The following is a 5937-nucleotide window of genomic DNA, read 5'->3' as shown; positions in this document are numbered from 1 at the left end:
GTGTTGGACCATCTCAACGCCCACAAAGTCCTAAACGCCTACAAAGTCGCCGGAGCTCGGGAATCCATCGAGAGTGTCGGAGCAAGAATTCCCTTTCTGCCGCCGTATAGTCCCGACCCGGGTCCGATCGAACAGTTCTTCGCCAAACTCAAGCACCTCGTTCGGAAAGCCGGCGAGCGAACTGACGAAGCCTTGTGGAGTCGCCTCGGCGAACTCCTCGAACACTTCTCAAACGCAGAGTGCCGCCACTATTTTCGCCACTGCGGCTACAACCGCTACACATTATCGTGAACGGCTCTAGGCTGGTGGGTGTGCGTGGAAGCCAGGGCCAAACTCAATACTCCCGGCCAGAAGGACGGACTGAATCAGCTATGGATTGATGGAAAACTCGAAACGGAACGACGCAATCTTGATTGGCGCGGAACATTTACCGAACGAGGAATCAATGCTGTCTTTCTCGAAGCCTAATGGAATGACGGCTCGCCGGTTGATCAGGTTCGTTGGATTGACAACTTCGTCGTTTCGACAAAACCGATCGGTCCGGTTTCATGCCCTGTCAATCCGATCTTAGTCAAGACGCCGTACAAAAGGTTCCGGTCGCCTGAAGGCTTGGCAAGCTGAAATCGCGATTGCGAATTCAACCTCAAAGACCGTTTGGAAATCTGAGATGCTCGGCCCGCGTGACAGTGAATTCCGACAACTGCGAGTTCATAGACACTCTGGCTGCAAAGCACGCTTCACATCCAAAGAAGACCTATGTGACACGAATGAGTCAACTGGGCGGTAACCGTCAGTGGTCCCGATGGAGTGCCTGGCACCAAATATTTCGAAACGTGAGCGAATAAGTCATAATTTCGCCACACCCGAACTCGTATATTTCGTTTCGGAAATTGGCGGCAAATGGCTTCCCGTTCCCTGGGCAGAATCGTTCCCGAAGGTTGCCGTCTCGCGACACAATTCGCGGGGTCTGCCGACCCGAGATAGCTCACCTATTTTCTAGAACCGTTTACTTTTGATCGTAGCGGTTGCTCTCCCGTGGAAGTCAAAAAACATAGGTCCTGATGCACCTCCCGCGGAGACAGAAGGCTGCAACGTGGTCTAGAAAAGTCCCAACCCTCCGTTAATTCACTTCGGTCCGGCTCATGGACAAGAATTTTGGGAATCCCAAACCGAACGAAGTTGGACAAGCCGCGCCTGGGTCGCAAATTAGCGCAAATGCAGAGGTCGGGCGCCGAAAAACCGACCGCTGCCCATTGGGAAAATCTCTTCACGCTTGCAGGCGATGCATCCTCAGCGAGTTTGAAGAAACGCGAATTGCGATTGGTATGTTGGACCGGAACGCTCGGAATTGGCCGGTTGCTCACTCCGACCGCACCTGCGTGCCTGCACAAAATGCACTGATTCAGCGTGTCACTTTACGCGATGCGATAGGGTACCGCTGGCAAAGTCACAATTTCAAAGGGCGTGTTGAACGCCAGGGTCTCACCGATCGGGGCTACGATGTTAAGACCGCACGGGCGTTTCAGCCACCAATGTCAAAGCCTCGTGCTTACTGAGCGGTTTGGTGAAGCAGCGGTCCATACCCGCCGCTAGGCAATCGGCTTGCTCTTGTTCCATGGCGTTTCCCGTGAGGGCAATCACAGGCCATCGTGGCCAGCCTTTGTTCTTTTCCCGAGAGCGGATGTGTCGCGTGGCTTCCAATCCCCCCATCACAGGCATTTGGATATCCATCAAAATCAAATCGAACGCCTTGGGGTCGGTGAGTAAGTCGAGGGCTTCCTGCCCATTCTTGGCCAAGGTCACTTGATGCCCCTCTTTGACCAAAAATAACTGAACCACTTTCTGATTGACCAAGCTATCTTCGACCACGAGCACACGGCGAGGTTCGATGGTCTCCGTGCTGGCGTGGGTTGATCTGGGCTGCCAGTTAGCCAAGGCCATCGCCAAGGTGCGAGCAAGGGCGTTCTTCCGCAAGGGCTTGGGTAACACGGCCGCGAAGATGTTGGGACGCGCATGGAGTTGCCCCTTCTCAACGCCGATCGCTGAGGACGCCAAAATCATTGGAGGATTCTCTCCGCTCGATACTTGCTGAATCCAGCGTGCCAATTCCCAACCGTCGATCTCGGGCATCATGGCATCGAGGACAATGCCATCAAATTGCCGAAAGAAGGAATCGTCTCCTGAATGGAATCGCTCCTGAACTTGTCGTGCCCCGTTCGCTTCTTCGATGACGAGCCCCATGCCTTCCAACAGCGCCTTGGCAACCCGTAAATTGATGGGATTATCATCCACGAGCAAAATGTTCTTCCCCACGAGCAGCTCGGCGGGCGGCATTCGGTGCGGCGGTGATTGCCCCACTTCAATCTGGTTCGTCACGGGCAACGGGATTTGAACCGTGAAGCAAGTCCCCACGTCAAGTTCGCTCTCCATGAGAATATTTCCTCCCATCAATTCGACGAGACGCTTGCAGATCACGAGCCCTAATCCGGTTCCTCCGTACTTTCTCGCCGTTCCGCAATCCGCTTGAACGAACGGTTGAAACAAACGTTTCTGCGCCTCTTCAGAGATTCCAATTCCGGTGTCCTGAACTGTGAGGCAAACGATGTCACTTTCATCGGACGTCGGCAGAACGCCCACGATGATCCGCCCCTGGTTGGTGAACTTGATCGCATTGCCCACCAGATTGGTCAAAACTTGTCGAATCCGTGTGGGGTCGCCGCGGCGAATGTCTGGCATGTTGAGATCAATATCCAGTTCGATTTCCATTCCCGCGAGATGGGCTTTTGTAGAGAGCAGCTGTAAGGTTTCGCTCACAAGATCATGTAGAGAAAACCCAACATTCTCCAAGTCGATTCGCCCGGCCTTAATCTTGGAGAAGTCCAAGATGTCGTTAATGATTGTCAGTAACGTCTCTCCAGAAGAGAGAATCAATTCCACTTGCTCGGCTTGACCTGGGGACAAGGGACTCTCATGCAGCAATTGCGCCATGCCGAGCATCCCATTCATCGGCGTGCGGATTTCGTGACTCATCGCCGCCAGAAACGCTGACTTGGCCCGGTCGGCGGCCTCGGCATCATCGCGGGCTTTTTCCAATTCCTTTTGCTGAGTGTTAAGTTTTTCGATCAGCCGCTCTTGAACTTCTTTTTCCCTTCGCAGTGTGGCGTGCAGATCGACGACCGTCGGAAACGCCTCCAAGGCCTGATGAATAATTCGCCCTCGAAGCAAGTTCTCGACGCCAAACCAAGGTTCAGGATCGATCATTTCCGGATGTTGCCAGATTATTTCAAATTCGCCATTCTCACGGGCCTGACCGACCATCGCCCGTTTTCGCACATGATGATTTTGGCGTAACTCCATCACACCACACGGACCATTCACAAGAATGAACCGGTACTTTCGCAGAGCAGGCACCTCAAAACTGCCCATGGATTCCACAATCGCCTTCCACAAGAACACCTGCGTGTACGCGTTGGCCATTGGCGAGGATACGGGACAATTCCACCCGACATACTCACGGATTCGTGGCAGAAAATGCTGGTTGATCTCGGTTTGGCAAGTCGAAAAATAATCCCAACATGCATAATGCCCTACTGCAGCGGGAACCTTGGCGAGCTCGGTTTCCGAAAAACTGAAGGAAACCACTGGCAGTCGCTCAGGACCCGGTCCCGCTTCGGCCAAGTGTTGAAAAAATTCGGTATTGGCCGAACCGTTGATCGTATTGAAAATCACATCGGGACGAGATTTTAACAGTTGGTCAACCGCCGGTCGCACATCGTAACCATCCAGAGGGAGATAGAGTTCCTCCAGGACCGTACCCCCGCGTTTTTCGAGGATGCCATACATCAGCGTGTTGGCCGTGCGTGGATAAACATAGTCCGAACCAATGATCGCGGCATTCCGCCACCCCTGGTCCATCACCCAATCCACCGCCGGTTCGATTTGCTGATTGAGCGTGCTGCCCGTGTAAATAATGTGGGGGCTTTCTTCCAAGCCCTCGTATTGGACGGGATAAAACAAGAGTCCGTCATGGTCCCTCAAAACGGGTAGCAACGCTTTTCGAGAGGCCGACGTCCAACAACCGAAAATCACGCGAATCCCATCGGACTCGAAAAACTGTTTGGCCTCGTTAACGAATCGCTCGGCACGGGATTCCCCATCACGGACAATCGGAAGTACTTGTCGTCCCAGGACGCCGCCTGCGTGATTGATTTCTTGAATCGTGAGTTGCGTGGATTGCGCGACCAACTCCTCACTGCCGGCCATCACGCCGGTTAAGGATTGCAATACCCCAACGGGGTAAACCGAGGAAGATGGACTGGACACTGGCATCGGTCGACGTCCATTGGATGGTGTTGAGAGATCAACTTCAACTTTAACACATCCTTAATGCAAAGGTCAGCAGTGTTCGCTTCCGGATTCGCAAAAGTCAAACCCCATTAGATTTCGACAATGGTACGCGGTACCAAGAAATAAAGAAGTGGATGCAAGATCGGGGTCGAGGCAAACTTATCGTGTAAATTGGAAAATGAGCTTAAAAAAGCAATCACTGCCGAAAGCGATAGGAGTTCGCAACTTGTCTAGAACATACCAATCATTCGTTTCTGATCCTCCTGCTGAGGGGCACGAATGCCACCACTCAATGGTAGTGGATGTTTCAGGAGTCCAAGCCGGCGGATATTCAGCACGCAACTGTCGCTACGCGATCGGAGCATCGCGGGAAGCGGGTGATCTGGCTGGTGGGACACAACCAACAATTGTTCGATCACGCATCAATTCCTATGGCCTTCATGTCATCCAGGTGCATTGAGCCGCCGCTGGTTTTCCATTTGCTGCCCGGAAGATCCGCCCAACTGCCCAAAGAAATCGTTGAGCTTCTCAGGTCGCGTCGAGACGTGACGGGCCTTGATGACATCTCCGTCTTCGTTGCGGAGTGAGATCGTGAGTTAGCGGGCGTTCTGATCGATGCCGAGGTACAACATCTGAGTGGTTCTCCTGTTCGAGGAATTAGTGAGTCAGGATTCCCATTCTCTATGGGAGAACCACTTCACAAAACCAACTCCTTCATAGATACCACTGTCTCGTAGCAGATCACGAAAACCGCGGCTTTCGCTGAGCAATCACTGAGCCAATGCGATATCGAAACTCCCGGAAGCAGAATAAGCGATGCAACTGCGTGGTTGCGTTAGTTGTCCCTGCAGATGGTCAATCGCTCCCGAAGAGAGTCGCGTGTTACAACAACTCTGCACCTGTGAGTCATCGGCGATCGTCGGCCCGACACCGACACGAGTTCGCCATCTCTTCAACTCCGCGAAGTTGGACAAGCTTCTGCGAGTTCGCGTTTCGCCAAACTGCAGGCGGTGAAAGAGACCTCTGCAGATGCGCCGCCACTCATTGACCGTTCGTCGCGACGGACATTTTGGCCCACGAGGCTTGAGATTTCGACGGGATGGGCGTCTTGCGGATTCGCCCAGACCACTGTGTCGAATCTGATTCATTTTCCCCGACGTTACCACGCAAGCGTTCTTCCCACAGGTTTCAAAGACGGCGTTACGAACTCTGCATGACGCAAAGCATTTCCATTAAATGAGATGCGACACAAAATGCTATCAAGGTTTTATCAATGTCCGCCTCCGAGGGCAAATACAAAACCTTGATTCCGTTGTCAGCTGTATGCCCTTTTTTCATCAATGAAATATCGCATGAGCATCGGTCAGCAGTCTGTTCATTTGCTTGCGTTAAACGACTCCGATTGGCAAGATGTGTGAGCATTTGTCTGGTAACCATTTGGCTGGTTGAAGTCGATGTTTTACGCCCACTCACTTGCCGATCGTCCCCATAGCGAGTGGGAACTGCTTGAAGAGCATCTGGATGCTGTTGCGAAAATGGCGGGGGAGTTCGCGGACCGGCTGGGAGCAAAGGCGTGGGGAGAATTGTTGG

Annotated in this window: 2 protein-coding genes; one reads left to right on the top strand and one right to left on the bottom strand. The window is 52.9% G+C overall.

Annotated elements, in window-relative coordinates; genetic code table 11:
• Nucleotides 1–291 (top strand): transposase (locus tag AC5DDB_RS29690; protein ID WP_491743397.1); only part of this gene is annotated, 291 nt, incomplete at its 5' end.
• 1212 nt (nucleotides 292–1503) lie between these two features.
• Here AC5DDB_RS29690 and AC5DDB_RS29685 read toward each other — a convergent pair.
• A complete protein-coding gene (locus tag AC5DDB_RS29685; protein WP_491743396.1) occupies nucleotides 1504–4329 on the bottom strand; it encodes a transporter substrate-binding protein in 2826 nt (941 codons plus the stop codon).
• Nucleotides 4330–5937: the final 1608 nt, after the last annotated feature.

The sequence above is a fragment of the Thalassoroseus sp. genome (genome assembly GCF_984380535.1).
The sequence above is the reverse complement of the archived record's forward strand: the minus strand, read 5'-3'. Positions and strand labels throughout refer to the sequence as shown.